The organism is Mesorhizobium sp. M2A.F.Ca.ET.067.02.1.1, assembly GCF_004023285.1.
Classification (GTDB): domain Bacteria; phylum Pseudomonadota; class Alphaproteobacteria; order Rhizobiales; family Rhizobiaceae; genus Mesorhizobium.
The window spans coordinates 1-26,047 of the sequence record NZ_RZSB01000018.1; the positions used below are offsets into that span (position 1 = coordinate 1).

The following is a 26,047-nucleotide window of genomic DNA, read 5'->3' on the forward strand; positions in this document are numbered from 1 at the left end:
GATCAGGTCGGCATGCGGCGCATAGGCCACGGCGCGCGCGATGCAAGGCTCGATGCCGTTCCTCACATTGTAGAAGCCCTCGACCGTGCGGCCTGCATCGTAATCGACAAAAGCCCGGTCGCGCTCGTCGATATCGGAGGTCAAGAGCTTTGCTGCTTCCGCGTCCGTGCGCGCCACGACCAGCGTCGGCGTGCCCATCACGTCGGCCGCCAGGCGCGCCGCGTTGAGGTTGCGGATATGCGCCGCGGTCGGGATCAGCACCTTGCCGCCGAGATGGCCGCACTTCTTTTCCGACGCCAGCTGGTCCTCATAGTGGACGCCGGCAGCACCCGCCTCGATGAAGGCCTTCATGATCTCGAAGGCGTTGAGCGGGCCGCCGAAACCGGCTTCGGCATCGGCGACGATCGGCGCGAACCACGTCTCGACCGAAAGCCCGTTGCCTTCGGATGTCTCGATCTGGTCGGCGCGCTGCAGGGTGCGGTTGATGCGCTTGACGAGTTCCGGCGCCGCATTGGCCGGATAAAGCGACTGGTCCGGATACATGGCCGAAGCCGTGTTGGCGTCCGCGGCCACCTGCCAGCCCGAGAGATAGATCGCCTTCAGCCCGGCCCGAACCTGCTGCATGGCCTGGTTGCCGGACATCGCGCCGAGCGCGTTGACGAAATCCTCCTCGTGGATGAGCTTCCACAGCCGGTTCGCACCCATCTCGGCTAGCGTCTGGCGGATTTGCACGGAGCCGCGCAGCCGCTTCACATCCTCTGGCGAGTAGGGGCGCTCGATGCCATCGAAACGGCCTTCCGGCGCGGAGGGGACGAGGTTGTAAAAATCGGTCATTGGTCACTCCGGATCGTTTGAAAACTGCTTCAGCGCCACATCGCAAGGCCATATCCCGCGACGTCTGTGTATGACATCGTTTACATTGCAGCGCGAAATAGGCCAGAGAAACCGCCGCTTGGTGCCGAAAATAAAGGAAAAGCTGTGTTGCCATTGACAAGTCTGCTCTGTAAATTTGTCATGATTGCAAAAGCGGCAAGGCGGGCGTTGGGTTCGATGCGCCTGTAAATTCTTGTCAAGGGTGGAAGCGATGGCCGACCAGAAGATCTTTGCCGGGCCTCGGCTGCGCCGGCTGCGCAACGCCAGGGGGCTGACCCAGACGGCAATGGCCGAGGGATTGGGCATCTCGCCCTCCTACCTCAATCTTATCGAACGCAACCAGCGGCCGCTGACGGTGCAACTCATCCTCAAGCTGGCCTCCGTCTACAAGGTCGATCCGCATGAATTGCAGGGAGAGACCAAAGGCTCGATCGCGGCCTTGCGCGAAGCGTTCAGCGATCCGCTTCTTGCCGGCGAACTGCCCGGTGATCAGGAACTGATCGACCTTGCCGAGACGGCGCCCAATGCCTCGGCGGCGATGGTGAAGCTCTTTCGCGCCTATCGCGAGCAGGCCGAGCGCCTGTCCGATCTCAACCAACTGCTGGCCAAGGAGGGCAGGGCGACCGCCCTGTCCGGCGCGCGCCTGCCCGCCGACGAAGTCCACGAAGTGTTCGAACGTCGGCCGAACCACTTTGCTGCGCTGGAGGAGGAGGCGGAGGCTTTCACATCGCTCCTCGAGCCCGGCGACGATCTGTTCGGCGCGCTGAAGGCCTGGTTGAGGCGCGAGCACGGCATCGTCGTCAAGGTGCTGCCGGTCGCCACCATGCCCAACTGGCGCCGCCGCTATGACCGTCATTCGCAGCGCCTGTTCCTGTCGGAGCGTCTGTCGCCCTTCGATCAACTGCGCGAAGTCGCCATGGAGGCGAGCCTGATGCGCATGTCGGTGGCCGTCGCGGGCGAGATCAAGGGGCTGAAGCTCGGCACGGACGAGGCCCGCCGGCTCGCCCGCTTCGAGCTCGGCCGCTATGCCGCGCATGCGTTGATGATGCCCTACCAGGCTTTCCACGCCGCCGCCGTTCGCGCCCGCTATGATATCGATGTCTTGCGTTCCCGCTTCGGCGTCTCTTTCGAACAGGCGGCCAACCGCCTGACCATGCTGCAGCGGCAGGGCGCGGCGGGCGTGCCGTTCTTCATGCTGGAAGTCGACAATGCCGGCAACCGCTTCCGCAAGGCCGGCAGCCAGGGTTATCCGCAAAGTCGCTTCGGCGGCGGCTGCCCCAAGCTTCCCATTCACGCGGCCTTCTCGCAGCCGGGCCAGATCCTGGTCGAGGCGGTGGAAATGCCCGATGGCGCCGAGTTCCTTTGCATCGCCCGCACCCTAGAAGGCCCGCAAAGCGCCTTCTCCGAACGGCCGCGCCGCACCGCGCTCCTGCTTGGTTGCGATATCGGCTTTCGCGACGAGATCGTCTATGGCGCGGCGCTGCCGGCCGGATCCCCCGGCAAGCCCGGGCAAGGTTTCGGCACTCCGGTCGGCCCCGCCTGCAGGCTTTGCGAGCGCGCCGGCTGCCTGGCGCGCGCCGAGCCGCCGGTGACGCGCCCGCTCGGCCTTGACGAGATGGTGACGGGCCTCAGCGCCTTCGATTTTCAGGGATGATACACGCCGTCCGGACCTGCGCGTGGGTGCAGGTTCGACCTGTGTCGAAGTAAACCGCTGCGACGTTGTCCCACATTTCAGTGAATGCTGGATCACGCACGGCTTTCTACTTTGCGCTACGCGATTGAGACACAGTTCTGTCGTTTGAGACGCAGAGTTCCTGTTGTCCTTGGTGCACCATAGCGCGCATAACTCGCTGACAATCATGTCCATGACCGATACCGCATCGCCTCGCGTCGCCCTACCAGACGTCTCGCCGCGCGAGGAGCGGATCGGCATGCTGCTGGTCTTCCTCTCGGCGCTGATGTGGAGTTTTGGCGGCACCATCGCCCGTTTCATCCATGTCGACGACAGCTGGGCCGTGGTGTTCTGGCGCTCGCTCTGGGCGGTGGCCTTCCTCGTCGCGTTCATGGTCTGGCGCGACGGCTGGCGGGGCACGTTGAGATTGTTCCGCGATATGGGCCTGCCTGGTCTCGGCGTGACCTTGTGCTTTGCCACGGCCTCGACCAGCTTTATCGTTGCGCTTGCCTATACGACGGTTGCAAACATTCTCCTGATGCAAGCCGGCGTGCCGCTTCTGGCCGCCTTGCTCGCCTGGCTGCTGTTTCGCGAGCGCGTGAGCCAAGCCACCTGGATTGCCATCGCCGCCGTCATCGCTGGGGTTGCCATCATGGTCTCTGAATCCCTCGACGGGGCCGTGTCCCCGATCGGCGACGGCCTGGCGCTGCTGATTGCGGTGATGTTTTCGTTCGCGACGGTGATCACCCGGCGCTTTGCTCATGTGCGCATGGTGCCGGCCACCTGTCTCGGCGCGCTGCTTGCCGGTATCTTTGCCGCCGCCCAGGCCTCGCAGTTTGCGGTGTCCGCACGCGACATGGGCTTCCTCTTCGCCTTCGGCGTCGTCAACCTCGGCGTCGGCCTCGCCTTTTTTGCCATGGGCGCCCGGCTCGTGCCGGCGGCAATCGCGGCGCTGCTCGGCACTTTCGAGCCGATCCTCGGGCCGATCTGGGTCTGGCTCGTCCATTCCGAGGTGCCGTCGGTGCGCACCATCATCGGCGGCGCGATCGTGGTCACCGCGCTGCTCGTCCATATCGGCCTGGAGTTCAAACGTCAGGCGCGGCCGGCGCGCCCCGGCATCACCGGCCTGCCGTCACCCAATTGACCAATGCATGTCGCCCAAAAGTGCGCAGCGGTTTTGGGAGAACGACATGCATCAAGACAACAGCATGTCGCCCAGAAGTGTGCAGCGGTCCTGGGACAACGACATGCGATCAAGACAACAGCATGTCGCCCAAAAGTGCGCAGCGGTCTTTGGGCGAACGACATGCATCAAAACAAAGACCCAAAGCGCGTCGCCTGAATCCCTCTCGGCGCGACGCGCTTTAGGCAGCCTTCCCCATTGACAACCCCGCTGCCGGGCGGGCAGGCTGCGATCACGGCAACAACAAGACAGGCGTATCTTGCCAAGTGTCTCTGCCGGCCCGACCAGGGCCGGATCACATCGTCGTATCTCTGCCCACGCCACGGCGAACGCCGCTGACGCCGCCCGGGTACCTTACAAGGGCGCCCTGCGGGAGGTCTTTGACCACCGACCGGCAACCCGGCGCAGCGCCGACAGGTCGCGCTTGTTGCCCTTCGGAAAGCCCAATAGCCTGAAATCAATGCCGCGCCGCCATATCGCGACGAGCCGGCAAGGGAACACTCACCAAAGGAGAACACTATGATCCGCAAAGCGCTCTGGCTTTCGGCGACGTCGGTATTTCTGACGCTTTTCACGGCAGGCGGCCATGCCGAGGACCGCGTTGTCAACGTCTACAACTGGTCGGACTATATCGACAGCTCGATCATTGACGACTTCACCAAGAAGACCGGCATCAAGGTCGTCTACGACACCTTCGATTCCAACGAGATCCTCGAAACGAAGCTGCTGGCCGGCGGCAGCGGCTACGACGTCGTCGTGCCGAGCGCGAACTTCCTGGCGCGGCAAATCCAGGCGGGCGTGTTCCAGAAGCTCGACAAGTCGAAGCTGCCGAACATCTCCAACATGTGGGACGTCATCTCCGAGCGCACCGCCAAATACGATCCGGGCAACGAATATTCGGTCAACTACATGTGGGGCACCGTCGGCCTCGGCTATAATGTCAAGAAGGTGACGGCTGCGCTCGGCACCGACAAGATCGACAGCTGGGATGTTTTCTTCAATCCGGACAAGCTGGCCAAGCTGAAGGATTGCGGCGTCTATGTGCTGGATTCTCCCGCCGACATCATTCCGGCGGCGCTGAAATATCTCGGCCTTGATCCCAACAGCACCTCGCCCGATGACATTGCCAAGGCCGAGGACGCGTTGCTCAAGGTCCGGCCCTATATCCGCAAGTTCCATTCGTCCGAATACATCAACGCCTTGGCCAATGGCGACATCTGCCTGGCGATCGGCTGGTCGGGCGACGTCTTCCAGGCGCGCAACCGCGCCGAGGAAGCCAAGCAGGGCGTCGAGATCGGCTATTCGGTGCCGAAGGAAGGCGCCCAGATGTGGTTCGATCAGATGGCGATCCCGGCGGACGCGCCGCATGTCGCCGAAGCGCTCGAGTTCATCAACTACATGATGACCCCCGAAGTCATCGCCAAGTCGTCGAACTACGTGCTCTACGCCAACGGCAACAAGGCTTCGCAGCAATTCGTCGACAAGGCGATCCTGGAAGATCCAGCGGTCTATCCCGACGAAGAGACGACCAAGAAGCTTTATACCGTCAAGCCATATGATCCAAAGACACAGCGCGTCATCACGCGCACCTGGACCAAGATCGTCACCGGTCAGTAAGCATTGAGACACGACCCCGGCAGCCAACTGCCGGGGTCGCTTTCTTTTGGGGAATCAAAAAAGTAACGGAGTGGGGATCATGAAATCGCTTGGCAGCATCCGCAGGGATTTCACGCCATGGAACGACCCGAACGCCAAGCCATATATCCAGTTCGACAAGGTCACCAAGAAGTTCGGTGACTTCACCGCCGTCAACAATCTGTCGCTGACCATCTTCGAGCGCGAATTCTTCGCGCTGCTCGGCGCCTCCGGTTGCGGCAAGTCGACCCTGCTCAGGATGCTCGCCGGCTTCGAGGAGCCGACGGCGGGCCGCATCCTGCTGGACGGGCAGGACCTGCGCGGCATCCCGCCCTACAAGCGGCCCGTCAACATGATGTTCCAGTCCTACGCGCTGTTCCCGCATATGACGGTGGAGAAGAACATCGCCTTCGGCCTCAAGCAGGAAGGCATGCCGGGGCCTGATATTGAAAAACGCGTCGCGGAGATGCTGAAGCTGGTCAAGCTCGAGCAGTTCGCCAAGCGCAAGCCGCATCAGCTCTCGGGCGGCCAGCGCCAGCGCGTGGCGCTAGCCCGCTCGGTCGCCAAGCGACCCAAGGTTCTGCTGCTCGACGAACCGCTCGGCGCGCTCGACAAGAAGCTGCGCGAGGAGACCCAGTTCGAGCTGATGGACCTGCAACAGGAGCTCGGCCTCACCTTTGTCGTCGTCACCCACGACCAGGAAGAAGCCATGACCATGGCCGATCGCATCGCCATCATGGACAAGGGCGAGGTTATGCAGGTCGCCACGCCTGCCGAGATCTACGAGGCGCCGACCTCGCGTTTCGTGGCGCATTTTGTCGGCAACGTGAACATGTTCGAGGGCAAGGTTGCCGAGCATACGGCAAACGCGACGCGCATCACCGGCGCGACCGGGGCTGAGATCGTCGTCGACAATGGCGGCAAAGCCGCTGCCGGCTCCGACATCGTCTTCGCGATCCGGCCGGAAAAGATCAAGGTCTCCTCGAAGAAGCCCGCTGATGCCGTCAATGCGCTGGAAGGCGAGGTCTATGACGTCGCCTATCTCGGCGACATGACCGTCTTTCACATCAGGCTCGACGACGGGCAGATCGTGCGGGCAAGCGCGCTGAACGCCTCGCGCGTCACCGAGGATCCGCTGACCTGGAATGACCGCGCCTGGGTCTCCTTCCGGCCCGATGCCGGCGTCGTGTTGACCCGATAGAGGCTGAGATGACCGATATCGCAGCGACTGCCGCCCCATTGACGCAAACCACGACACTGCCGGCGAGGCTGGCGAAAGGCTTCGTCAACCGCCTCGTCATCATCATCCCCTATCTCTGGCTGCTGTTCTTCTTCCTCGTTCCCTTCATCATCGTCTTCAAGATCTCGCTGTCGCAGACGGCGATCTCTATGCCGCCCTATACGCCGGTGCTCGACTTCAGCGACGGCATCTCAGGATTCCTCGCCGGCTTCCGCGAGCTCAACTTCGATAACTACACCTGGCTCACCCAGGATGCGCTCTATTTCAACGCCTATGTGACGAGCCTGGTCATCGCGGGGATCTCGACGATACTCACCCTGATCGTCGGCTATCCGATCGCCTATGGCATGGCGCGTGCGCCGGCGACGATCCGTCCGACCCTGCTGATGCTGGTGATCCTGCCCTTCTGGACATCGTTCCTGATCCGCGTCTATGCCTGGATCGGCATCCTCAAGCCCGAAGGGTTGCTCAATCAGTTGCTGACGTCGCTGCACATCATCAGCCAGCCGCTGGTGATCCTGAACACCTACACGGCGATCTTCATCGGCATCGTCTATTCCTACCTGCCCTTCATGGTGCTGCCGCTCTATTCGTCGCTTGAAAAGATGGACTATTCGCTGGTCGAGGCCGCGGAGGATCTCGGCTGCCCGCCGATCGGCGCCTTCTGGAAGATCACCTTCCCGCTGTCGCTGCCCGGCGTAGTCGCCGGCTGCCTGCTGGTGTTCATCCCGGCCGTCGGCGAGTTCGTCATCCCCGACCTTCTCGGCGGCTCGCAGACGCTGATGATCGGCAAGACGCTCTGGAACGAATTCTTCTCCAACCGCGACTGGCCGGTCTCCTCGGCGGTGGCCGTCATCCTGCTCTTGGTCCTGATCATCCCGATCATGTTCTTCCAGCAGGCGCAAGCAAAGGCACAGGAGCAGGGCAGATGAACTCGACCTGGAGCCGCTTCAACATCACCTCGATCGTGCTGGGCTTTGCCTTCCTCTATCTGCCGATCGTGCTTCTGATCGTCTTTTCCTTCAACGAATCGAAGCTCGTCACCGTCTGGGGCGGCTTCTCGACCAAGTGGTACGTGTCGCTATTCCACAATCAGGGCCTGATGGACGCCACCTGGGTGACGGCGCGCGTGGGCGTCATCTCGGCGACGGTGGCGACCGTGCTCGGCACGCTCGCCGCCATCACGCTGACGCGCTACACGCGCTTCCGGGGCCGGGTGCTGTTCTCGGGCATGGTCTTCGCGCCGCTGGTCATGCCGGAGGTCATCACGGGCCTGTCGCTGCTCTTGCTCTTCGTCGCCGTCGGGCTCGACCGCGGCTTCTTCACGGTCACGCTCGCGCACATCACCTTCACCATGTGCTTCGTCGCCGTCGTCGTGCAGTCGCGGCTGGTCTCGTTCGATCGCTCGCTGGAGGAGGCGGCGATGGATCTCGGCGCGCCCCCGGTGAAGACCTTCTTCCAGATCACCTTGCCGGTCATCCTGCCGGCGATCATCTCCGGCTGGATGCTGGCTTTCACGCTCTCGCTCGACGATCTGGTCATCGCGAGCTTCTCCTCGGGCCCGGGCGCCACCACGCTGCCGATGAAGATCTACAGCCAGGTGCGTCTCGGCGTGACGCCGGAAATCAACGCCGCCTGCACCATCCTGATCGCGGTCGTGGCTGTCGGCGTCATCATCGCCTCGATCGCCAACAAGCGTCGCGAGATCCAGCGCCAGCTCGACGAGCAGGCCGCGCAACGCGGCTAAATTTAACTGGCGGGGGCGCTCTTCGCGCCCCCGAATTTTACTGGCCTGAAACGCCGGGAGCGATCGGCGAGATGAACGGCGCGCTCCAGTTGCCGCCGACGAAGAACAGCGACTGGTTCGGCACTGCGGGAGGCGGATTGGCCGCCTGGCCGTTGGCCTGCTGGGGCTGCTGTGCGGGCTGTCCGCTGGGCATCACGCCGCCCGAGAGCGCCAGCCCACGTCCGACATAGGAGGCGATGCCCGACAGCCAGATCTTGTATTTCTGCGCATTGATCTCGGCCTTGTCGAGGCGCGCTACGCCCTTCGATATGCTTGCCTTGATCTCGGCGCCGTCGATCGGCAGGGAACCATTGGCGACGTCGTCAAGCGCGAAGAAGCCGCCTTGCTGGTTGCGCTTGAGGAAGGCCGGCAGGTCGAGCCCGTTGAGCGTGCCCGGCCCGAACGTCGCCGAGAACGATCCGTCGGCATTCTCAAAGATCGAATTCCACGCCTTGCCCGGTCCCTTGAGGATGACCGACACCGTGCCGGTGCCGGCCGGCACCAGCCGCGTCATTCCCGCCGCGGTGGCAAAGGCTCCCGTATCCACATCCGACGCCAGGAGCCGCAGCTCCACCTGCGTGCCCTCAGGCTTGCGGTCGAAGCGCAGGCTGCTCTGGATGGTGCCGTTGAAGGCCGACGCGTCGGATATGTCGAAGACGGCAAGACCGTTCTTGACCTGCGCGGTCGCCGCGACGTCGGCGAGCTGCACCGGTCCCGCCATGGCATGCGCCGCTGACAGCCTGAGGTCGAGGTTGATGCGGTCGGCGAAGCTGGTGTCGATGTCGCCTGGGCCGGCCTCGCTGGTGGGCGCGACGGGCGTGAAGGCCGACAGGAAAGATCTTAGATCCAGCGTATCGAAGGCGAGCGTGCCGGCGATCACCGGGCGCCCTTCGGCGAAGGAGAAATCCAGCGCTCCCATGCCCGGATTGTTGTTCAGCGTGACGGTCGTGTTCTCGAATTTCGCGCGCCCCGCCGAGGCGTTCACCTTGCTGGCGACCGAGACCGCCCCGATCGCGGCGCCCGGCGCGAGGCCGGCCTGCGACCACTCCAGCACGCGCCGCAGCGACGGGGCGGCGAACTTCGCCTGGCCATCCAGATAGGCATTGTCCGACATCGAGGCCGTTCCGTCGAAGGAGAATGTCGCTGGTGCCGCCTTGAAGGAGAGGGTGACAGGCGCCGCGCCTCCGGCAAACAGCACCAGCGGCTTCGCCGAGGAGAAATCGAGCTGCACGGTCTCGCCGCGCCAGATTCCGGTCGCGGTCAGCGATGCATCACTGTTCATCGCCTCCCAGTTCACCTGGCCGCTCAGGCTGCTCAGGATTTCGGTGTCCTTGCCGTCGGCCGTCGTCACGACGCGGCCATCGCGGAACTCGACGGTGCCGAACGGATCGGAAGGCAATCTGCCGAGGTCGGGCTTCTGCGGGTTGGCGGCGACCACACCGCGCGCGGTATCGATCGAGCGCGTGATGCGGCCCCCGGTCGGAAGCGGTGGCAGATAGAAGCCGTTCGACATGCGCTGCACCCTGATCGTCGGGCGCACCAGCCTTGCGGTCGAGAAGGCGACGTCGCCCTGCAAGGCGGCCATGGCTGAGAGATCGACCTCCACGCGATCGGCCTCGACCACCGGCGGCGCGTCGGTCTCTGTCCATTGCGACAGGGTCACGTCGCTGAGGATGGCCCGGAACTTCGGCCAAACCTCGATGCGCGGCGAGCCGTCGATCGTGACCCTGAAGCCGCTCCAGGCGCTCAATTCCCAGGCGATGCGGTCCCGCACGATGCGGGTCGAGGCAATCAGCGGCAGCGCCGCGACCGCGAGCGCGATGACGAGCACGGCAACGCCGATCGCCCACACCCCGCGCCGGATCAAAGATGATGGCATTTCGCCCCGTATGCTTCTATTGCCGACAAAATCGCCCGACGGTGTAACCGAGCGCCGACGCTTTTCAAGTCTTTATGGCCTTGCGATGGCATTTGCGCAGGGACAGCCATGGGTCGCGCGAACAAAATCTTGCTCTGCTGCGCTGCAATATGCATAAGCGACCGTACGACCCCGGTCCACGGTTGCGCGCCGTTTTTGGAACGATGGCATAGGCGATGTTGAGCTTAACTGGCTCGTTCGCGACGCGCTTTGGGAGGAGCGATCATGACCGCCGACACACCTTTGTGGACCCCGACGCAGGAGCGGATCGACGCAGCGCCGTTAACCGCGTTCATGAAGGCCGCGGCAGCGAAGGCCGGGGAGGCTTTCTCCAGCTACGCGGAACTTCACCGCTGGTCGATCGAGGATCGAGAAGCTTTCTGGAGCCTGGTCTGGGATTTCTGCGGGCTTGTCGGCGACAGAGGCGAGCGGGGCCTCATCGACGGCGAGCGGATGCCCGGCGCGGCTTTCTTTCCTGACGCCAAGTTGAACTTTGCCGAGAACCTTTTGCAGAAGACCGGCGGCGGTCCTGCCATCGTCTTTCGCGGCGAGGACAAGGTCGAGCGCCGGCTATCCTGGAACGAGCTTCACGCGCTGACCTCGCGGCTGCAGCAGCTTTTCCTGTCGCTCGGCGTCAAGGCCGGCGACCGCATCGCCGCCATGATGCCGAACATGCCAGACACCATCGCCGCGATGCTGGCGGCGAGCTCGATCGGCGCGGTATGGTCGTCCTGCTCTCCCGATTTCGGCGAGCAGGGCGTGCTCGACCGCTTCGGCCAGATCGAACCGGTCGTCTTCATCGCGCCGGACGGCTATTGGTACAACGGCAAGGCGATCGAGGTGGCCGACAAGGTCCGCGCCGTGGCGGCCAAGCTCACCATACTGCGCAAGGTGCTGATCGTCGATTATCTCGGCACCTCGGCCGACGTGGCCGCCACCATCGACAAGGCGACCGCGCTCGAGGAAGCGCTCTCGCCATTCGCCGCCAGGACGGTCAGCTTCGAGCGGCTGCCTTTCGCGCATCCGCTCTACATCTTGTTTTCCTCGGGCACGACCGGCATACCGAAATGCATTGTGCACTCGGCCGGCGGCACGCTGATCCAGCATGTCAAGGAGCATCGCCTGCATGCCGGCCTGCTCGACGGCGACCGTCTGTTCTATTTCACCACCTGCGGCTGGATGATGTGGAATTGGCTGGTCTCGGGCCTCGCCTCGGGCGCTTCGCTTTTGCTCTATGACGGCTCCCCATTCTACCCCGACGGCAATGTGCTGTTCGATTTCGCCGACGCCGAGCAGATGACCTATTTCGGCACCTCGGCGAAGTTCATCGATTCCGTTCGCAAGGCAGGGCTCAAGCCGATCGCGAGCCACGATCTGTCCAGCGTGCGCACCGTCTCCTCCACCGGCTCGCCGCTGTCGCCGGAGGATTTCCGCTTCGTCTATGACGGCATTAAGAAGGACGTGCATCTGGCCTCGATCTCGGGAGGCACCGACATCGTGTCCTGTTTCGTGCTCGGCGTGCCGACCGAGCCGGTCTGGAGCGGGGAAATCCAGGGACCTGGTCTCGGACTCGCTGTCGACGTCTGGGACGACGACGGCAAGCCGATCCGGCAGGAGAAGGGCGAGCTTGTCTGCACCAAGGCCTTCCCGTCGATGCCGATCGGCTTCTGGAACGACCCCGAGGGCAAGAAGTATCACGCCGCCTATTTCGAGCGTTTCGACAATGTCTGGTGCCATGGCGACTTCGCCGAATGGACGGCGCATGGCGGCATGATCATCCATGGCCGTTCGGATGCGACGCTCAATCCGGGCGGGGTCCGGATCGGCACGGCCGAGATCTACAACCAGGTCGAACAGATGCCGGAAATCCTCGAGGCGCTCTGCATCGGCCAGGATTTCGACAATGACGTCCGTGTCGTGCTGTTCGTGCGGCTGGCCGCCGGCGTGACCCTGGACGAGGATCTGGAAAAGCGCATCCGCGCCAGGATCCGCACCGGCGCCAGCCCGCGTCACGTGCCGGCCAGGATCGTCGCCGTCACCGACATCCCGCGCACCAAGTCCGGCAAGATCACCGAACTCGCGGTGCGCGACGTGGTCCACGGCCGTGCCGTGAAGAACAAGGAAGCGCTTGCAAACCCGGAAGCGCTGGAGCTGTTCCGCGACCTGCCGCAGCTGGCGGGCTGACGGATGGCATGGTTAACGAAATCGGTACGGCGAATTTACCTAGATTTCACGGGTGGTACACATTCGTAAACTTTTCCGAGGTCCGGTAAGGACTTGTTAAGGGACGACCTCGATAGTCGCGTGTAACTTGAGGGAGAAATCCCGTTCCTCGTCCCCTGAGGTTCAGTTCAAGCCCCCGTTGTGACAGCATCCCATTTCTCAAGGCGTCCTCCCGGACGCCTTTTTCTTTGGAACCGAGACGATCTTATTCGGCAAGCACGCGGGTCGACGGGAAGACGACCTCGACCAGGGTTCCTTCGCCCGGCGTCGAGGTGATGGCGAAGCGGGCTCGGTTCGCCTCCACCATGGCCTTGGTGAGGGGCAGGCCGAGGCCAGTGCCGTCGCCGCGTCCGCGCTTCAGCGCATTGATCTGCTTGAACGGCTTCAGCGCCTGCTCGATCTCGGCCGGGGTCATGCCGATGCCGGTATCGCGCACGCGCATGACGACATCGCCTGAGGCTTCGTAAGCGGTCGAGACGATCACCTGGCCACCGGCCTGGGTATAGCGGATGGCGTTGGACAGGATGTTGAGGGCGATCTGGCGCACGCTTCGCAAATCCGCCACCACTTCCGGCAGCCGCGAGGCGAAGCTGGACCGGATGATGACGCGCTCACGATTGGCCTGCGGCTGCATCATCGCCACCGTCTCGGCCAGCGTGTCGTTGAGCGACACCGCCTCGTAATCCATCTCCTGCTGGCCGGCCTCGATCTTCGAGATATCGAGCAGGTCGTTGACGAGGTCGAGCACATGATTGCCTGACCGGTTGATGTCGCGCAGGTAGTCGCGATAGCGGTCGTTGGCGATCGGACCGAATTTCTCGTCCACCATCAGCTCGGAAAAGCCGATGATGGCGTTGAGCGGCGTGCGGATCTCATGGCTGATGCGGGCCAGGAAATCCGTCTTCTGCGAGGACGCGCGCTCGGCAACCGCGCGTGCCTGGGTCAGGTCTTCCTCGGCCCGCTTCCATTGCGTGATGTCGCGCACCACGGCGCAGAAGCCGCTGTCGTTCGGCAGCCTGCCGATGGTCATGAACAGCGGGATGAAACGTCCCTGCGCCTCGCGGCCGATGACCTCGCGGCCGTCATTCAAGACGCTCGCCACGCCCGGCTCCGAAAGGCCCGCGAGATAGTCGCGCGCCGCGCGCTGGCTTTCGATGGCGAACAGCGAGGCAAAGGGCTTGCCGGCGACCTCGTCGCTGTCGAAGCCGAAAAGGGCTTCCGCCGGCCGGCTGATCGAGCGGATGTTGCCGTCGCGGCCGATCAGTACGACGCCGTCCGTGGCGGTGTCGATGATGGTGCGCATCTCGGCGATGCGCGATTTCAATTCCGGCACGTCCGGCTGCAGCGCCGGCTCGTCATTGGCGGCGGTGAAATGCGCGGCATCGTCCTCGCCGGAGCGCCGCACCACCAGCATGAGCGCCTTGCCGCCCCGCCATGGCACCGAGCGAAGCAGGGCTTCGATTGGAAATTCCAGGCCCTGGCGGCTCTTGAGCTTAAGCGAGTGGTCGCTTTCGTCCGCGCCGGCATCCTCGGCATAGGGATCGGCAAACAACGCGCCCAGGCCCCCCGCATCCGCGAGGTCGTCCAGCGCATCGTAGCCGGTGAGTTCGAGGAAGGCGTCATTGGCGTAATGGAGCTCGTCACCCGAATGGATCAGCAGCGGCACCGGCAGCCTGGCGAGGATGGACGTATCGGGCGCCTTGGCTTCCTCTCCGGTCGAAAAAGCGGAGGGCACAAAGCCTGCGAGCTTGAGTGGCGGCACGTCCAGGCGTGGCCGCGCCGGCGTTACGGGTTCTTCCGCGGCCGTCGCCGCGTCGGCGTCGGAGCCGGCCCAATCCTCGCTGTCTTGCGCATCGCGGAAATCGTCGGCGGTCATGCTGTCATCGTCCGCCGTCGCATCGCGAGCCGGCTCTTCGGCGACCGGCTCGGTCACTGGCCGTTCCTCCGGCTGCCGCGGCTCGGAAGCGGCACGCTCGGCCGCCTGCCGGGCGAGCGCTGCCTGGCTGTCCTCGGAAGCAGGTTCGACGCCGGCTTCTTCCTCGGATTTCTCACCATCGGCGTAGCTGAGCAGCGAGCCGGAAGCGGCCGGCGTCACCGTCTTGCCTGCGTCGCCCGTCGCGGCGGCGTCATCGATACCGTCGAGCCTCGCCAGGTCTTCCTGGTCTTCCGCCTCGGTCTGTGCTTCAGCGGTCTCCGCATCAGCCTTCGCGTCAGAGGTTTCCGAGGCTTCCGGCGCGGGTGCCGGCGTCGCCTCCAGCGCCGGGTTCTCGTGCGCCGCCTCTTCAAGCGTCGTTGGCTGGTTTGCCTCGGCCTTCGTTGCGACGGCGGGCTCTTTCGCTGTTGCCTCGTCCTTGCCGGCAACAACCGCATCGGTCTGCTTGCCGGCTTCGGCGGCGCCCGGCTCGGCGGGCAGGGAATTGTCCTTGCGCAGCCGCTCGCCAATCTCGCGGAAGGCGCTGCGCTCAAGGATCGACAGGCTCTTCTGACTTGCGGGCGTGTCGCTGCCCGGCTGCTTGTCGTTGGCCGGCTGGCGGTGCTCGGCCAGCCTTATCACCTTGTCGGCGAAGCGCCGCTCCGGCTTCGGCACGATGCTCAGCGCCGGCACTTCGCCCTGGAACGGATCTGCGGGCTTTGGCTGTTCCGGTTGCGCCTGCTCCGCGGCTGGCTGCTCGACCGACGGCTCGCTCCCGGCAGGCGCGGCATTAGGCACCAGCGCCATGCCGAGCGCTTCGGGATCGACCACGGCGTCGGCCGCGCGCGCGACGCCGAAGCCGCGAAAACCCTCGAAGGCGCGGCTGCGGCCATAGACGGGCAGCGCCGCCAGATCGACCGGTATCTTCAGATCGGTTCCGGCCACCGGCCACAGCACCGATCGGCCTGACCAGGTGTCGCGCCGCTCGAGCAGACCGGCGATCTCGCCCGAGGTGTCGAGCCCGAAGATGGTGGCGACGTCCTTGAAGCGGCGGCCGATCACATCGGCGGCGGGCTGGCCGACGATGTCTGCGAATTCGGGCGACAACGCGCTGAATTTGCCGTCGGCGTCGGTGCGCCAGACGAAGCGCAGGGGTGGCGCCGAACGGTCGATGCCGCGGGGCAGGGCTGGCCGCGACGGCATGATGGTTTCGCGCGCGGCCGTCTCGCCACCACCCGGCCGCAGGCCTTCGGCCGCGACAACCTCCTTCGGCTCATCCTTCGCCGGCGCTGCCGGTTGAACCTGCCCGGCGTCATCGTCGCCGGCGTTGAAATACCAATGGTCATGCTGGCCGCCGCCGGCGTCCGAAGCCTGTTGGCTGGGCTCGGCGGCATCCGCCTGATGATCGGTCCGGCTTCCAGCGTCAGTCGGTGCATCGCCTTCAGCAGGCTCCGGGACCAGCTTGGCCTGTTCGCCGGCCGTCATGGCCGGCGCGGGGCTATTGTCCTGGACCGGCCGGGGTTCGGGCTCGGCGGCCAGGCTTTCACCCGACAGCGTGGCCGCAACGGTGCCTGGCGTCGCGACTTGCTCACTTTCGGGCCGATCGCCCTGGCCGGCGGTCGGCTGTTCCTCTTGGTCGCCGTCGAGCTGGTCTTCATCGATCACCACCAGCAGATGCCGTGTGTCGGTGAGCCGCGCGAAACCGGCCGGGTAGGAAGTACCACTGCCAGGCACAAGGCGCTTGACGACACGGTCGCCGCTGCTTGCCACATCCGCAACCAGCGCAGCCAGGGTCCGCGGCTCGATGCCGAGCGCCGCGAAGCCGTCCGAGGCCGCTTCGACGCTGCCTTGCGCGTCGACGAAGGCGATGAAATGTCCGGCCTCGGTAAAACCGCCGATGGCGCGGCCGGCGATTTCGCCGGCGCTGCGTGAGCTAGTCTGCGCCGCCGGCACCGCCAGCATGATTGCCTTCTCGCCGTCCGGCATTGTCACGGCGCTGGCCAGGAAGCCGACGGCACGGCTCACCATGCCGGTGGCCAGCCTCACCGTGATGGCACGGTCGCTGCCAATCTCGGGAAAGCCGCTGGTCGCCATGATCTGCCGCCTGGCGATCAGCGGCAGCCGCGCCGATGCGCCGATGATGGCCTCGATATCCGGATAGCCGAACACCGACGCCCCCGGTCCGTTCGCCCAGATCACCTGCTCGAGGTCGGCCGACAAAATGGCCAGGGCGTCGCCAGCGGCAAAGCGCTGGCGCACCGCGTCGAGCACGGCGACGTCGAGGAAGGAGTAGTTTTCAGGCGGCATGCGCTGGGCAACCCTCCGGAGCGGGCATTTCAGTTAACGCTTTGTTAATAAAAGCCCGCGGTCCGAAGGTCCACAAGCCCTGGCTTGCATAGGCCGAAATCTCTAGGCTCTTGGTTAACGGCCCAGCGGCTGACGCTACGGTTGACGTACGGGAAGATCTTATGGTGCGGTGCAACAAAGATGTTGCAATGCACAAAAAATCCTCTATATTGCCACTATGAATGAACGAGACGGCTTTCTGTCAAAGCCGCTATCCCGAAAAGGTTGGAAAATGTCCAAGACCACCGCTAAGACCGCTGCCGAGACCATCGAAAACGTTGAGTTCCCGAGCTTCGACGCGTCCAAGGCCACCGACCAGATCCGCGCCTTCGCCGAGAAGGGCGTCGAGCAGTCGAAAGAGGCCTATGCCAAGCTGAAGACCGGTGCCGAGGAGACCCAGAAGGTTCTGGAGTCGACCTACGAGACCGCCAAGGCCGTCTCCAGCGACGTTTCGCTCAAGGCGATCGCCGCGCTGCGCGCCAATGCCGAAGCCGGCTTCTCGCACCTTGAGGCCTTGGTCGGCGCCAAGACCCTTTCGGAAGTCGTCGAGCTGCAGATCGCTTTCCTGCGCAAGCGCGCCGAAATGGCCGTGGAGCAGGCCAAGGAGTTCCAGGCCGTTGCCACCAAGGCGGTCGAGGATGTAGCCAAGCCGGTCAAGAGTGCCTTCGAGAAGGCGATCAAGGACGTCAAGGCTGCCTAATTTTCGCGCACAACTGCGCGATGCATCAAAACGTCGCATTTCGTCAGACAAATAGTTATGCGATAGAGTTGAATAACCAGATACCCGGAAGCGGAACCTCCTCCCTCTGTTTCCGGGGTGACCAGCCAGCACCTCCTCCCGCTGGCTCGTAACAGGAAAAGGCCGGCACCTCCTCCCGCCGGCCTTTTCTTTTTGCCTTATGCAAGGTGCGACGAGGACAACCCGTCCTTTGCCTTATTAAGGGCCTTGAATTAGAATCCGATAGCCCGTATTGGACGCATCGCCAACGATGGAGCGCATCCTCAGGATTCCTGGATAGCGCTCGCCTGGAATGTGCCGTTGTAGCTCAGTTGGTTAGAGCACCAGATTGTGGATCTGGGGGTCGCTGGTTCGAGCCCAGCCAACGGTACCATCGCCTTCCCGCGTAAGTAACTGATTTTTCGATTTAAATTGGGAAGTTCGATCGTAAGCTTCGCATCTGCTTGCGATTTTCCCCACAAATTGTGCTCCCTATTTTGGTGCAAACGGATGGTAGGGACGAACGCGCGAAGAGCGCGCTCTGGCCGCTGCATCCTCCTCCATCATAGTGGTCTACTGCGATCGCGCACCTTTCGATCCGGATTTACACGTCGCCGCCCATGGAAGTTCTCGAGCAGGACGCGTCATAACGTTGACGGATCACGTTCGTGAAGCTCTCTTATCGCTGGCGGCGATATGGCCTTCATACGCCCAGCAGGCGAGCCAGGGATGATGCGGCCCCGGTTCCGGCCAAGCCAAGGTCGCGGACGCTGCTCATGTGGTTGGCCCCTGCAAGGCTTGTGGGCGAGACGGCAAGCCCTTCCCCTTCGAAACGCTCCGCAAGCGTGGCGGCCTGGCTGTGGAAGGGCGGCGTTTCCTCGGCGCCGACGGATATCTCAACCGCCACGTCCGGATCGAAGCGATGATTTATCGGCGAGAACCGCTCAACCTCGTCGTCGGTGATCGCGATCTCGGCCGCGAGAAACGACTCCTGCAACGGTCTTAGATCGTAGACACCGCCGAGCAGGAGCGCGCCTTTGATGCCTGAAGGCCGGGTGTTGTCGTCAAAGAGCATTGTCGCGAGATGCGCCCCCGCGGAATGGCCGCTTACCGTCAGGTGGTCGGGATCGCCGCCATAGCTCGCGATATGGTCGTCTATCCATTGCCTCGCGCGGCGTATTTGATCGACGATCGTCGCCATTCTCACGCTCGGCATCAGTGCGTAATCCACGATGACGGCAATCGCTCCGGCGTTGGCGACGGTGTCCGCTACGTAGGAATAGTCGCGCTTGGAGAACATGCGCCAGTAGCCGCCATGAATGAACATGTGCACCGGCAGGTGATCGCGTTTGCCCTGCGGGAAGAACAGGTCGACGGTCTCCGTGCCGTCCGGTCCGTAAGGCACGTCGGCGGCCATCGGAACCTTGGCCCTGGTCTGGGCGCTGCGCCGGACGATATCGGCGACGATGTCGTCGAACTCGGGGACATGGTCGCGAATACGGAATGGATCTTTCGCCATCTGTCTCATCAGATCGTCACGGCGATGTATTTCGCCTCCATGAACTCGGCGATGCCGTGCTTCTGGCCGCCCTCGCGCCCAAGCCCACTCTGCTTGACGCCGCCGAAGGGCGCGGCAGGGTCCGACATCAGGCCGCGATTGAGCGCGATCATGCCGGACTCGATCTTCGACGCCATGCGCATGCCTTTCGCAAGATCGCGCGTGTAGATATAGGCGGCAAGGCCGTATTCGGTATCGTTCGCCTTTGCGATGACCTCCGCCTCGTCCTCGAAGCGGCTGATTGGCGCCACGGGACCGAATATCTCCTCATGAGCCATGGCGGCGTCGGCCGGCACGTCGCTCAGCACCGTGGGCGGATAGAAAAATCCTCGGCCCTCGGCGACCGCGCCGCCGCACAGAATCTTGGCGCCGCGCGCGACCGCGTCCTGGACGAGCCGATCGATCTTGTCCACGGCTTTCCTGGTGATCATCGGCCCGCATTCGGTTTCCGAATCCGTGCCGGGGCCGATGGCGAGCGCCGCCATGCGTTTGCGCAGGCCTTCGGCGAACGCATCGTGAATGCCCGCCTGGACGTAGAGCCTGTTGGCCGCCGTGCAGGCCTCGCCGGCATTGCGCATCTTGGCGATCATCGCGCCGTCGAGCGCCGCTTCCAGATCGGCGTCGTCGAGCACGATGAAGGGCGCATTGCCGCCAAGTTCCATCGAACAGGAAATGACGTGCTTCGCCGCCTCGCCGAGAAGCACGCGGCCGACGCCGGTCGAGCCGGTGAAGGAGAGCTTCCGCACGCGGGCGTCGGCCAGCATTGCCGCGATCACCGGCCCCGGATTCGAGGTGGTGATGACGTTGACGACGCCCGGCGGCACGCCGGCTTCCTCGTAGAGGGCGGCAAGCGCGTAGGCCGTCAGCGGCGTCTCGCTGGCCGGCTTCAGGATGACGGTGCAGCCGGCGGCAAGCGCCGGCGCGATCTTGCGCGTGGCCATCGCCGCCGGGAAGTTCCACGGTGTTATCAGAACGCAAATGCCGATGGGCTGGAAGTCGACCACGATCCGGTTCGCGCCCGACGGCGCAAGGCCGAACTCGCCGCTGATGCGAACCGCTTCCTCCGCGTTCCAGCGGAAGAACTCGGCCGCATAGGCGACTTCGCCGCGCGCGTCACGCAGGGCCTTGCCGTTCTCCAGCGAAATCAACGCGGCCAAGGTCTCGGCACGTTCGGTCATCAGCTCGAAGCAGCGCCTCAGGATCTCCGACCGCTTGCGCGGCGGGGTCTCGCGCCAGCTGGTCGCTGCCTGTGCCGCCGCCTCGACCGCTGCCGCGGCGTCGGCGAGCGTCGCGTCCGGGACCGCGGCGATCACAGCTTCGGTCGATGGATCGACCACTTCGATGACACGGCCGTTCGAGGAGGGGCGCCATTCGCCACCGATATAGAGTCCATGCGAAAACGCGGCATATTCAGTCATGTCGGGATCCTGGTCGAATAGGTCTATCGAAATGTTCATGGGTTTGGGCTCCGTCCCTCACATCGTCACGGCGGACATATCGCCGCTGTAAGCAGCCCTGACCAGGCGCTGCATCGCGGGCAGGTCGAAGGGGCGGGGATTGTTCTTGATCAGCCGGTCGATGCCGAGCGCCTGTTCCGCCGTCCAGTCGATCTTGTCCTCGGCAAGACCGAGGTCAGCCAGCGTCCGGGTGATGCCGATGGCGTTGAACAGTCGCGCGACTTCCGTGATTGTGGCATCGGCCAGCTGACCGGCATCGCGGTCCTGGCGCGGCAGGCCAAGCGCAATGCCGATTTCCGCGATATCCGAGCTTGCCGCCGACAGGTTGTAGCGCATCACATAAGGAAGCATCGTGGCGACGCCCAGGCCATGCGGCGTGTGGGTGAGCGCGCCGACCGGGTACTGCACCGCATGGGCGGCGGCGGTTCCCGCCGTGCCGAAGGCGCAGCCGGCGGCCAACGCTCCCATCATGACATCGGCCCGTGCATTCTCGTTCGACCCGTCGCGATAGGCTGCTTCGAGACTGCGGCCCAGGAGCCTGATCGCCAGAAGGGCGAAATGATCGGTCAGCGCGCTCTTGCCGACGAAGACATGGCGTTGCGCCAGATCGGCATCGGCGCCGCGTCTTGCCGCGGTGAAGGCCTCGATCGCATGCGTCAGCGCGTCGGCGCCGGCGATGGCGGTCAGTGATGGCGGGCAGGTCGCCGTCAGGTCCGGGTCGCACAGAGCGACCGCGGCAATGAGATGCGGGCTGGAGATACCGACCTTCAGCGTCCGCTCCGGGTCGGAGATCACCGCGACGGGAGTGACTTCGGAACCCGTGCCGGCCGTGGTCGGCACAGCGATAAGGGGAAGGGTGGGGCCCGGCACTTTGAACTCGCCATAATAGTCCTGGAGCTTGCCGCCATGGCTGATGAGCAGCCCGGCGCATTTGGCCATGTCGAGGCAACTGCCGCCCCCGACGCCGATCACCATGTCCGGCCTGAATCCCTTCGCCTCCGCGATACAGGCGCCGACGCTGTCACGCGGCACATCCGGCAAGGTGCGGTCGTGGACGAGCGTGTCGATCACGGCAGCCTTCAGCCCATCGAGCATCTCGATGAACTCAGGCGTGCCGGCGAGCCGTTCGTCGGTGCAGATGAATGCGCGCCGGCCATATCGCCCGGCAATGGCCGGCAGCGCATGGCGCTGGCCCTTGCCGAAGAGGATTTCGCGCGGCAGGCGCGCGGCTGCAAAGAGGGTCATGGACTGAGATCTTTCGAAAGAGACTGATGAACAAACGTCGTGATCATCGGTAGGGGCGGCCTTCAGTTCGGACGCCGGTGCTTCGTCGGCTTCTTGCTCGCGTCGTTGAGTGCGGAGTGAGGTTCCTAGCCCATCCGTGCGTATCCTCTATAAAATCGTATAGGATATCCTATTGAATTGACCGGAGCATCGTGTTAGGGCTTGCTCCTGTCAAGAGGAAACCGATGGAAAATCCCGACCTGACGGTTGAAACCGAAGCTCGCTCAAGCGGCCGCATCCTGCGCGCCAACAGCTTGGCGGGCGATGTTTACGAAGCAATCTTCGCGCAGTTGATGTCGCTGAAGATTCCGCCCGGATCGCGCATTACCGTCGACAACCTCGTCAGGGAATTCGACGTTTCACACACGCCTATCCGCGAAGCGCTCGGACGCTTGGAGGGCGAGGGCCTGGTGGTCAAGACCCACCTGATCGGCTATCGCGCGGCCCCGCAAATCACCCGGCGCCGGTTTGACGAGCTTTACGAGCTGCGCCTTCTGTTGGAGCCCGCTGCCGCCGCCAAGGCTACGGCAGCGCTGGACGAAGAGCGCCTCGCGGTGTTGCAGGAAGCGGCGGGCGTGATGGCGCGGCGGGTGGGGAAGGACGAGCGCCTGCGCTATTCCAATTTCGCGCGGCAGGACGCGATCTTCCACGACAAGATCATGGAGTTCGCGCAGAACGAGCTCATCCGCGAGACGCTGAACCACCAGCATACGCACTTCCACATTTTCCGCCTGATGTACCACTCGCGCGTCACCGAAGAAGCGCTGGATGAGCATGAGGCGATTCTCGCTGCTTTCGCGGCCGGCGACGCGCATGCCGCCGAGAAGGCGATGCACGTGCACATTGAGAATTCGCGGGACCGCCTCCTGCCCGCCTTCGAGTAACCGAAAGGACAAGTCATGCCAGCCAAGAAGATACTGATGCTGACCGGTGAGTTCACCGAGGAATACGAAATCTTTGTTTATCAGCAGGCGATGGAAGCCGTCGGTCACACCGTGCACGTCGTTTGCCCCGACAAGAATGCCGGGGACGTGATCAAGACCTCGCTGCACGATTTCGAGGGCGACCAGACCTATACCGAGAAGCTCGGCCACTATGCCCTGATCAACAAGACGTTCGCCGACGCGGAGAAGCAGCTCGATCAGTACGACGCCGTCTATTGCGCCGGCGGCCGCGGACCAGAATACATCCGCACCGACAAGCGCATTCAGGCGATGGTGCGTCATTTCCACGAAACGAAGAAACCGATCTTCACCATCTGCCACGGCGTGCAGATCCTGATCGCGGTCGATGGCGTCGTACGCGGCAAGAAGGTCGGTGCGCTGGCGGCCTGCGAGCCGGAAGTGACGCTCGCCGGCGGCACCTATATCGACCTGTCTCCGACGGAGGCTTATGTCGACGGCACGATGGTTTCGGCCAAGGGCTGGACGGCTCTCGCCGCCTTCATCCGGGAATGCCTGAAAGTGCTCGGCACGGAAATCCGGCACGGGTAAAGCATGTCTCCCGAAAGTGGCAACCGGTTTCGGGAATCAAAAACCTAAAGCGCATGGGGCTATCTGAAAAATCGCGACGCGCTTTAGGATCTTCGGGACGCAGAAAGACTTGGAGCAGGTGGCCGATTCCAGACGGAAGGCGCACCGCTCCAAGTACACAACGATTCCAATCGTTCATCTGTCGAAGAGTGGCTGTTCTTCGACGGCAGCGGAACCCGAGATTATCCAATCCGGCCGGCTTTCCGGCCGACCAACCGATGGTCGGTCTGTCGCCGTTCAGAGCCGACAGACTCTAGACTCCTGCGGCAAATCTCTCGCTTGCGACCCGGATATGCCGTTTCACGTTGCTCCATCGCATAACGGATTGGAGTAGCTGGAGATAGTTGCAGGGAAACGACGCATCATGACATCGGCCAATATTCTGATCTGCGATTTTGTCGGCCTCCGGTTTGGGGCCGATGGCAATGCCGACCATAGCGAGGTCAAGGCCTACATCGAAGCCAAGGGGGGCGTGTTCCACCAGACAGGCATCGCCAAGGCCGGCGCGCTTGACCCCGGCAAGCTGCATTTCTTCTACCAGCCGCAATTGAGCACGCGCGACGAATTGCTGGCCGAGGCCGGCGACGGCCGCTACGACGCCGTCATCGCCGCCGCGACGTTCATTCCGGCCGAGACCAGGTTCCGGCTCGGCGGGGTGCGCATCGGCGCCGGCACCGGCAATATGGGCTCGGCATCCTGGGGCGGCGGCAGCGGAGAAGGCGGCGAAGCGCCGCTGATGAACACGCCCGGCATCAACAGCCGCGCCACCGCGCAGATGGCCATGAAGGCGCTGCTGAAAGTCAGGCCTGACCTTCCAGTTGACAAGCTCAACGCCCTCGTTGCCGGCGGGCAGTTCGATACGGGAAAGGACCTGCGCCATTACCCGACCGAGAAGCTCGAAGGCAAAAGACTGGCGGTGATCGGCTATGGCAATATCGGCCGGGAATTCGCCAGGCTCGGCCAGGCCTTCGGCATGCGGGTCGCCATTCATGCGCGGCCCCGTCACCAAAAATGGATCGAGCTGGAAGGCTTCGACTACGCCGCAACCATGGAAGACGCGGCGCGCGGCGCCGACGCGCTTTCAGTCCACCTTGGCCTCGGTGCTTTCGATCCCGGCGCGCAACGATACGCCAATGCCGGATTGATTGGAGATGAAGTCCTCTCCCTCCTCAACCGCGGCGCCGTGCTTATCAACTATGATCGCGGCGAGCTGGTCGATGTTGCAGCGCTGGAGCGCGCGCTGGCGTCAGGGCGCGTTTCCCATGCGGCGATCGATGCGGACCTGTTCAGGGACGGCGGCACGCTTTCGGGACCAATGCTGCCCTATCTCAAACTGGTCGAAGCCTATAGCCCGCGTCTGGAACTTCTCCCCCATGCCGCGGCCGACACCGATCACCCGTCTCGCGTCGCGGGCGCCAGGCAGGCGGTCGATCAGATCCATGCGGTCATCACCGAGCGTCAGGTTACCAATCTGAAAGGCTCGCTGCCTCCGGGTTTCGTCGATATGGGGGCGAAAGTCCCTCCCGGTATCGGCGGCATTACGCCTCGGCACCTCGCGGCACTCGCCGCGGACCAGGCGGTTGCCGCCGACTTGGCCGGTGCGGGCGCTGTCGTGGCCGGATTCTGGGAGCGTCTCCTGGCTGCATCCGTGGAAGAGCGGGAGGCGCTGCTCTCTTCGGAAGGCGAATTCTTCGCCGAGGCGGCGAACCGGCTCTCTACCTTGCTGCGCAACCATCATCTTTCCGGGCCGTTCACGTCAAAATAATCCTTAGGTTTCGCTCTCAGTCTCCAGCGAGCACCAACTCGTCCTGGATGTGTTGCTGGCGCGCGACTCCGAACGCGCCAGCGCTGGCATGCTGACGCATCTGAGGACCGTCGAACCAACCTTTTGGGGAGGTAGCCGCCCGGACGGCGGAGCCCCGAGTCGACATTGCAAGAGGATGCCACTATATAGCGCCTGCTCCGGCTCGGGCCGGGGCAGCGTTGACCGGGAAGCCGCGATACGGTTTGTGATGCAAATGCGCTGTCGAAGTTAGAAAAAGGCAAGCAAAAACAACGACGACGGCCTTCTGTCGATCCCGGCCCACCATTCCATCATTCTCAATGATCTGAACGTGCACCTCGAACCCTTCCATTCCTGCGGCTCTGCGTCTCATGGCCAAGATGTCTTGTCTCATGGCCAAGATGTCTTGCCGGTCGGGGGCGACTCGGTTCGAATGGGGCATGCATCCTTTGCAGGGTGCGGACGTTCATGGCTACCAACCGGCTTTGCCGCCAGGGAAGAAGCAGTATGAGTGAACATGCGATCGAGTTCTTGCGCGGATGGATTGGCGAGAAAGTCCAATGCCAGCATTCGCCGATCCAGATCGAGCAGGCCGAGACTCTCGCCAAGGAGTGCTGCGCCAAAGCCGCCGAGGCAGGCATTCTCCTCGAGGACATCCAGGAAGAGGTCGGCGACATCCAGGAACTGATCGCGTCGCGCCTCGAGGAAGCCGCCGAAGAGGGCAATAGCGAAGCCAAGCCCGACACGCCGGCGGAGTGAAAACGTGCCGGCGCGGGCAGACGGTATTTCTTAGCCGAATTTCTCCTTTAGCCAACCCTTCGGCAGCGCCGGCACGAAATTGCCGTCGCGTCCCGTCATGTCCTCATTGGCGGTGAGCGCGTTGAGGATCGCCTCCTCGACGCCTTGCACGACCGCGTCGAAGAAAGG

Annotated in this window: 19 protein-coding genes and 1 tRNA gene; 13 read left to right on the top strand and 7 right to left on the bottom strand. The window is 63.7% G+C overall.

Annotated elements, in window-relative coordinates; genetic code table 11:
* Positions 1–834 (bottom strand): isocitrate lyase (gene aceA / locus EOA28_RS03760; RefSeq protein WP_128314575.1); only part of this gene is annotated, 834 nt, incomplete at its 3' end.
* Positions 835–1,084: 250 nt separating this feature from the next.
* Between aceA and EOA28_RS03765 the strand changes: the two genes are divergently transcribed.
* From EOA28_RS03765 to EOA28_RS03790, 6 genes are all read left to right on the top strand, one after another.
* Positions 1,085–2,527, top strand: a complete 1,443-nt coding sequence (locus tag EOA28_RS03765) for an XRE family transcriptional regulator (RefSeq protein ID WP_127252942.1) — start codon at positions 1,085–1,087, stop codon at positions 2,525–2,527.
* A 211-nt stretch (positions 2,528–2,738) separates the two neighbouring features.
* The gene (locus tag EOA28_RS03770) at positions 2,739–3,689 is read left to right on the top strand and encodes a DMT family transporter (protein ID WP_127252943.1); all 951 of its coding nucleotides are present in this window, start codon (positions 2,739–2,741) and stop codon (positions 3,687–3,689) included.
* Positions 3,690–4,247: 558 nt separating this feature from the next.
* Positions 4,248–5,345 carry a polyamine ABC transporter substrate-binding protein gene (locus EOA28_RS03775; RefSeq protein ID WP_126079084.1) on the top strand — a complete coding sequence of 366 codons (1,098 nt, stop codon included), beginning with the start codon at positions 4,248–4,250 and terminating at the stop codon, positions 5,343–5,345.
* 79 nt (positions 5,346–5,424) lie between these two features.
* Positions 5,425–6,564, top strand: a complete 1,140-nt coding sequence (locus tag EOA28_RS03780; protein ID WP_127252956.1) for an ABC transporter ATP-binding protein — start codon at positions 5,425–5,427, stop codon at positions 6,562–6,564.
* Positions 6,565–6,572: 8 nt separating this feature from the next.
* Complete coding sequence (locus tag EOA28_RS03785; RefSeq protein ID WP_127252957.1) at positions 6,573–7,535, top strand: ABC transporter permease subunit; 963 nt, start codon at positions 6,573–6,575, stop codon at positions 7,533–7,535.
* Positions 7,532–8,350, top strand: a complete 819-nt coding sequence (locus EOA28_RS03790; RefSeq protein WP_042640957.1) for an ABC transporter permease subunit — start codon at positions 7,532–7,534, stop codon at positions 8,348–8,350. The genes EOA28_RS03785 and EOA28_RS03790 overlap by 4 nt, the downstream gene beginning before the upstream one ends.
* Before the next feature lie 37 nt (positions 8,351–8,387).
* On the opposite strand, the gene EOA28_RS03795 is transcribed toward EOA28_RS03790, so the two are convergent.
* On the bottom strand, positions 8,388–10,268 hold the full coding sequence (locus tag EOA28_RS03795) for an AsmA family protein (RefSeq protein ID WP_127252958.1): 1,881 nt from the start codon (positions 10,266–10,268) through the stop codon (positions 8,388–8,390).
* A 264-nt stretch (positions 10,269–10,532) separates the two neighbouring features.
* Between EOA28_RS03795 and EOA28_RS03800 the strand changes: the two genes are divergently transcribed.
* Positions 10,533–12,491 carry an acetoacetate--CoA ligase gene (locus EOA28_RS03800; RefSeq protein WP_127252959.1) on the top strand — a complete coding sequence of 653 codons (1,959 nt, stop codon included), beginning with the start codon at positions 10,533–10,535 and terminating at the stop codon, positions 12,489–12,491.
* A gap of 244 nt (positions 12,492–12,735) precedes the next feature.
* Here the strand turns inward: EOA28_RS03800 and EOA28_RS03805 are convergent, their stop codons facing one another.
* Positions 12,736–16,749 (bottom strand): PAS domain S-box protein, encoded by a 4,014-nt coding sequence (locus EOA28_RS03805; RefSeq protein ID WP_128314576.1) that lies wholly within the window; start codon positions 16,747–16,749, stop codon positions 12,736–12,738.
* A 271-nt stretch (positions 16,750–17,020) separates the two neighbouring features.
* On the opposite strand from EOA28_RS03805, the gene EOA28_RS03810 reads away from it, so the two are divergent.
* Together EOA28_RS03810 and EOA28_RS03815 are read left to right on the top strand one after the other, a co-directional pair.
* Positions 17,021–17,488 (top strand): phasin, encoded by a 468-nt coding sequence (locus EOA28_RS03810; protein ID WP_128314577.1) that lies wholly within the window; start codon positions 17,021–17,023, stop codon positions 17,486–17,488.
* 335 nt (positions 17,489–17,823) lie between these two features.
* Positions 17,824–17,900 (top strand) — tRNA-His (locus EOA28_RS03815).
* Between the two features lie 309 nt (positions 17,901–18,209).
* Here EOA28_RS03815 and EOA28_RS03820 read toward each other — a convergent pair.
* The 3 genes from EOA28_RS03820 to EOA28_RS03830 form a co-directional block, all read right to left on the bottom strand.
* The gene (locus tag EOA28_RS03820; RefSeq protein ID WP_348628736.1) at positions 18,210–18,923 is read right to left on the bottom strand and encodes an alpha/beta hydrolase; all 714 of its coding nucleotides are present in this window, start codon (positions 18,921–18,923) and stop codon (positions 18,210–18,212) included.
* Between the two features lie 110 nt (positions 18,924–19,033).
* A complete protein-coding gene (locus EOA28_RS03825) occupies positions 19,034–20,521 on the bottom strand; it encodes an NAD-dependent succinate-semialdehyde dehydrogenase (RefSeq protein WP_127252887.1) in 1,488 nt (495 codons plus the stop codon).
* A gap of 18 nt (positions 20,522–20,539) precedes the next feature.
* A complete protein-coding gene (locus EOA28_RS03830; protein WP_127252888.1) occupies positions 20,540–21,766 on the bottom strand; it encodes an iron-containing alcohol dehydrogenase in 1,227 nt (408 codons plus the stop codon).
* 224 nt (positions 21,767–21,990) lie between these two features.
* Between EOA28_RS03830 and EOA28_RS03835 the strand changes: the two genes are divergently transcribed.
* The 4 genes from EOA28_RS03835 (at position 21,991) to EOA28_RS03855 (ending at position 25,879) form a co-directional block, all read left to right on the top strand.
* Positions 21,991–22,689 (top strand): GntR family transcriptional regulator, encoded by a 699-nt coding sequence (locus EOA28_RS03835; protein ID WP_127252889.1) that lies wholly within the window; start codon positions 21,991–21,993, stop codon positions 22,687–22,689.
* A 15-nt stretch (positions 22,690–22,704) separates the two neighbouring features.
* Positions 22,705–23,298, top strand: a complete 594-nt coding sequence (locus EOA28_RS03840; RefSeq protein WP_112130067.1) for a DJ-1/PfpI family protein — start codon at positions 22,705–22,707, stop codon at positions 23,296–23,298.
* A gap of 403 nt (positions 23,299–23,701) precedes the next feature.
* Positions 23,702–25,102 (top strand): NAD(P)-dependent oxidoreductase, encoded by a 1,401-nt coding sequence (locus tag EOA28_RS03845; RefSeq protein WP_128314578.1) that lies wholly within the window; start codon positions 23,702–23,704, stop codon positions 25,100–25,102.
* 525 nt (positions 25,103–25,627) lie between these two features.
* Complete coding sequence (locus EOA28_RS03855) at positions 25,628–25,879, top strand: DUF768 domain-containing protein (RefSeq protein ID WP_126062491.1); 252 nt, start codon at positions 25,628–25,630, stop codon at positions 25,877–25,879.
* A gap of 30 nt (positions 25,880–25,909) precedes the next feature.
* On the opposite strand, the gene EOA28_RS40000 is transcribed toward EOA28_RS03855, so the two are convergent.
* On the bottom strand, positions 25,910–26,047 hold a 138-nt coding region (locus tag EOA28_RS40000), incomplete at its 5' end, for a P1 family peptidase (protein ID WP_348633421.1).

What these genes read in the sequence shown, in the direction of transcription:
- EOA28_RS03765 (WP_127252942.1), top strand. Translation starts at nt 1,085, where the DNA reads ATGGCCGACCAGAAGATCTTTGCCGGGCCTCGGCTGCGCCGGCTGCGC.
- EOA28_RS03770 (WP_127252943.1), top strand. Translation starts at nt 2,739, where the DNA reads ATGACCGATACCGCATCGCCTCGCGTCGCCCTACCAGACGTCTCGCCG.
- EOA28_RS03775 (WP_126079084.1), top strand. Translation starts at nt 4,248, where the DNA reads ATGATCCGCAAAGCGCTCTGGCTTTCGGCGACGTCGGTATTTCTGACG.
- EOA28_RS03780 (WP_127252956.1), top strand. Translation starts at nt 5,425, where the DNA reads ATGAAATCGCTTGGCAGCATCCGCAGGGATTTCACGCCATGGAACGAC.
- EOA28_RS03785 (WP_127252957.1), top strand. Translation starts at nt 6,573, where the DNA reads ATGACCGATATCGCAGCGACTGCCGCCCCATTGACGCAAACCACGACA.
- EOA28_RS03790 (WP_042640957.1), top strand. Translation starts at nt 7,532, where the DNA reads ATGAACTCGACCTGGAGCCGCTTCAACATCACCTCGATCGTGCTGGGC.
- EOA28_RS03795 (WP_127252958.1), bottom strand. Translation starts at nt 10,268, where the DNA reads ATGCCATCATCTTTGATCCGGCGCGGGGTGTGGGCGATCGGCGTTGCC.
- EOA28_RS03800 (WP_127252959.1), top strand. Translation starts at nt 10,533, where the DNA reads ATGACCGCCGACACACCTTTGTGGACCCCGACGCAGGAGCGGATCGAC.
- EOA28_RS03805 (WP_128314576.1), bottom strand. Translation starts at nt 16,749, where the DNA reads ATGCCGCCTGAAAACTACTCCTTCCTCGACGTCGCCGTGCTCGACGCG.
- EOA28_RS03810 (WP_128314577.1), top strand. Translation starts at nt 17,021, where the DNA reads ATGTCCAAGACCACCGCTAAGACCGCTGCCGAGACCATCGAAAACGTT.
- EOA28_RS03820 (WP_348628736.1), bottom strand. Translation starts at nt 18,923, where the DNA reads ATGGCCGCCGACGTGCCTTACGGACCGGACGGCACGGAGACCGTCGAC.
- EOA28_RS03825 (WP_127252887.1), bottom strand. Translation starts at nt 20,521, where the DNA reads ATGAACATTTCGATAGACCTATTCGACCAGGATCCCGACATGACTGAA.
- EOA28_RS03830 (WP_127252888.1), bottom strand. Translation starts at nt 21,766, where the DNA reads ATGACCCTCTTTGCAGCCGCGCGCCTGCCGCGCGAAATCCTCTTCGGC.
- EOA28_RS03835 (WP_127252889.1), top strand. Translation starts at nt 21,991, where the DNA reads ATGGAAAATCCCGACCTGACGGTTGAAACCGAAGCTCGCTCAAGCGGC.
- EOA28_RS03840 (WP_112130067.1), top strand. Translation starts at nt 22,705, where the DNA reads ATGCCAGCCAAGAAGATACTGATGCTGACCGGTGAGTTCACCGAGGAA.
- EOA28_RS03845 (WP_128314578.1), top strand. Translation starts at nt 23,702, where the DNA reads ATGACATCGGCCAATATTCTGATCTGCGATTTTGTCGGCCTCCGGTTT.
- EOA28_RS03855 (WP_126062491.1), top strand. Translation starts at nt 25,628, where the DNA reads ATGAGTGAACATGCGATCGAGTTCTTGCGCGGATGGATTGGCGAGAAA.